Source organism: Xanthomonas bromi (assembly GCF_900092025.1).
Taxonomy (GTDB): Bacteria; Pseudomonadota; Gammaproteobacteria; order Xanthomonadales; family Xanthomonadaceae; genus Xanthomonas; species Xanthomonas bromi.
Genome location: NZ_FLTX01000116.1, coordinates 1 through 3,565, shown reverse-complemented (window position 1 = coordinate 3,565; position 3,565 = coordinate 1). Strand labels below are relative to the sequence as shown.

Below are 3,565 nucleotides of genomic sequence, written 5' to 3'. Positions count from 1 at the left end.
CCCTGGGCGTATCATTTCGCCAGGCATCCAGCGCTACTTGTGGGCAGAGCAATGGGAAGCCCTGCGGGATGTCCAGGAAATGGCCATCTCACTGATCCTGCCTGCCGATCAAGATGTGATCGTGGCTGCTAGCACCGCCTCGGGCAAGACGGAAGCGGCCTTCCTTCAAGCGCTGACGTATCTCGAACAGCAGACCCCAGCAGGTTTGATCGTTTACATCAGCCCCTTGAAGGCCTTGATCAATGATCAATTCGGTCGATTGGAACGACTGTGCGAAGACCTCGACATTCCGGTGTGGCCTTGGCATGGCGACATCAGCAGCACAAGCAAACAACGCTTCTTCAAGAAACCACATGGCGTCGTTCTGATCACACCAGAATCGCTGGAAGCGATGCTGTGCAATCGAGGCACCTCGGTTGCGGGCATCTTCAAGCACCTTGTCTACTTTGTGATCGACGAGCTGCATGCCTTCATCGGCAGCGAGCGCGGCAAACAACTTCAATCCTTGCTACACAGGATCGATACCGTCGTTGGTCGTAAAGTGCCTCGCATTGGGCTATCGGCAACACTGGGTGATATGCAGGCGGCGGCGCGCTTTCTGCGTCCAGCCGGGACCGCCGCGATTGTCGACGCCCCTTCCGATGCGTCAGAACTTCTCCTTATCATCAAAGGCTTTGAAGAACCTGTTCCTCAAAAGGGCGAAGTTGATGACAAGAAGGAGAAGCAAGAACTAGCACCATTGGCTGTGGCCGAGCATTTGTTCAAAACCCTTCGCGGCAGCAACAATTTGGTCTTTCCGAACAGCCGCCGTGAGGTCGAGCGCTATACCCACCTGCTCAATGAACTTTGCGAAAAAGGTGGTGTGGCGCGCGAGTTCTGGCCACACCATGGCAGTCTTTCCAAAGAAATTCGCTACGACACCGAGTCTGCACTCAAACAAAAGGATCAGCCAGCGACTGCCGTTTGCACCAATACGCTGGAGCTTGGCATCGATATCGGTGCGGTCAGGAGCGTTGCCCAAATCGGAACGCCCCCCACCGTTGCCAGTCTTCGCCAGCGCATGGGCAGATCCGGAAGACGCAAAGGTGAAGCTGCGATCTTGCGCGGCTATGTGATTGAAGATGCCATCGACTCGCAGGCGGATCTTCGAACACGCCTGAGGCTCGACACCTTCCAGACTTTGGCCGTGGTCATGCTGCTCACTGAGAAATGGTATGAGCCGCCTGTGGTCAAAGGTGCGCATCTTTCCACCTTCATCCAGCAGCTCCTTTCAGTCATCGCACAGTATGGCGGCCTAACCGCAGCCCAGGCGTTTCAACTGCTATGCGCGCCTGATGCTCCTTTCAATCAGGTGTCTCGTGATGCGTTTGTCGAGCTGCTGCGCCATTTGGGGCAGCAAGACATCTTGATCCAAGACGGATCCGGACTTTTGCTACACGGGTCTGTCGGTGATCGGATCGTCAACCACTATTCGTTCTATGCAGCGTTCACGGTCGACGAAGAATTCCGGATTGTCGCCGCTGGCAAGCCGCTTGGCACCCTGCCCGTCTCTCAGATGCTCACGACCGGCCAGCGTATTTTGTTTGGTGGGCGCACCTGGTTGGTCGATCAGATCGACGAGGCCCAGAAAACGATCCATGTGTCTGCGACGAAAAGTGGCGCGCCTCCATTATTCAGCGGCGGCGGCGGGCGCGTGCACACCAAGGTGCGTCAGACCATGCGCGCGATCTATCAGGGAACACTGACGCCAACGTTTGTGGATGCGTGTGCGCAGCGCTTCATCGACGAAGGACGGACCAGCTACCAGCAACACGGCTTGGATGACCAACTCTTTCTGGATAGGGGAAGCGACATCCTGCTTCTCACTTGGCTGGGCGATGCGGCCAACGATGCAATTGCTTGCTTACTCAATGCCCGGAACTTCAAGGCGCAGGGTAGCCGCCTGGGGGTCGAGATCACGCGGGGTCCGAATGCCCTTGAGAACATCGAGACAGCGCTCAGAGCGATTGCCGCTGCACCGGCACCGTCCATTGAAATGCTATTAGCAGATGCGAAGAATCTTGCCAGCCAAAAGTGGGACAGTCTGCTTTCGCCCCACTTGCTTCAAGTGTCCTATGCCAGCTCTAACCTAGACCTTGATGAGGCTATGGGTTGGCTACGCAGCTCCTTCCCGTCTCGCAATTGATCTACGAGAACTATGCGCCATATCGCAATTGTCCGATCGAAGCGTTCCACCCCGTCATCAGAAGACGCGAACAGTGCATCCTCCAAGAGGTCGTGGTCCATCACCCGCTTCGTCGGTAGTCTGGCTGCCGTGACAACACTAGCTGGAATCGTTCTTCACGGCTGCGGGCATGTCGCTTACACAAGCTATCTCAAAGCCTGGGGCGTTCAAGCCGACCTATTTCCACAGTCGGCAGATTGGAAGGTTGTTCGCGGCTACTACGCCATAGTGCTGCAAGGGCTTGGAATTTTTCGCTCGTTCCCTTGGGTTTCCGTAGTAATGGCTTTTGTTTTTGTGTGGATCGCAGTTTTGATCTATCGGCTGCCCGCTCGACCAGTTAGCGAAGGTCGAATTAAGGATTTCTTCCTGCGGCATCCATGGATTAAGCTTATTTCCTCAGCGGCCGGTATTGCTGCCTCGGGGGTTTATCTCGCACTGACACTATTTCTCGTCGGCCTGTTGGTGGCGACCCTGCCGGGTTTGCTTGGCGAACATGCTGGTAAAGATGACGCAAACACAGAAAAGGGTCGACTCCTCGGTCCAGTCTCGCGAGGAGATTCAGAACTCTGGGAAAAGGGTGAGCGAAAGATCCGAGGCCACATCATTGCCAGCAGTTCTGACCTGATCGCCATCTACGACATCGATCTCCATCAGGTCCGAACGCTATCGCGTGGCGATTGGGAAATACGAAGAGTAGGTCCTTAGAAGCATAGGTGTGAGGATGCTGGCAACATCTGGTCTTATCTCGCCAACATCTGCTTACAAGCGCACGCCACGAGATGAGTTCATCATCACCGGCCCTGCCGTATCACTCTGCGGCACCCTTTTGCGCTCGTTGGATTGAAGTTCTCTGCGCTGCTTGGCCGTATCAACTCTGGCGATCGCCTCATCAAGCTTCGCCTCAATCGCTTCGTCTGTGATCAGGTCCCGCACATCATCTAAGTTCACTCGGCGAACCAAGATGTCGGCCACCTCATCATGGCCATTTTCGAATGCGACGTGCAAAGCCAATTCGGGATAGGCGGTCTTGTGCGCAAATTCCAAGATGGACTTGACGATGCCTACATGCCCGGTTCGTGCTGCAAATTGCAGCGCCTCTTCGCCAAAGTCACGAGGCGCACGGTGGGTTGTCACAATCGCCCCGAGCAAGGTGCGCACCAGGCGTTCGTGACCGTTGGCAGCAGCGACGTTAAGGCCCAATGCGTAGGTGTCCTCGGGATCTGGAAGGCCAGCTTCGATCAAGAATTCAACGACGTCGGCGTGGTTATTCTCGGCCGCCGCTGCAAAGCCATGCTGCGCACATTGGATCTTGGACGAATAAGGCAACAGATGCTTGACCAC

The 3,565-nt window shown here is 55.7% G+C and carries 3 protein-coding genes; 2 read left to right on the top strand and 1 reads right to left on the bottom strand.

The window, feature by feature from the left end; translation table 11 throughout:
* The first annotated feature begins 10 nt into the window (after positions 1 to 10).
* Together XBLMG947_RS20725 and XBLMG947_RS22295 are read left to right on the top strand one after the other, a co-directional pair.
* Entirely contained in the window at positions 11 to 2,185 is a 2,175-nt protein-coding gene (locus XBLMG947_RS20725; RefSeq protein ID WP_083993320.1) for a DEAD/DEAH box helicase, read from the top strand.
* 129 nt (positions 2,186 to 2,314) lie between these two features.
* On the top strand, positions 2,315 to 2,929 hold the full coding sequence (locus tag XBLMG947_RS22295; RefSeq protein ID WP_245228296.1) for a hypothetical protein: 615 nt from the start codon (positions 2,315 to 2,317) through the stop codon (positions 2,927 to 2,929).
* A 54-nt stretch (positions 2,930 to 2,983) separates the two neighbouring features.
* On the opposite strand, the gene XBLMG947_RS20720 is transcribed toward XBLMG947_RS22295, so the two are convergent.
* A partial coding sequence (locus tag XBLMG947_RS20720) for an ankyrin repeat domain-containing protein (RefSeq protein WP_139074474.1) occupies positions 2,984 to 3,565 on the bottom strand: 582 nt, incomplete at its 5' end.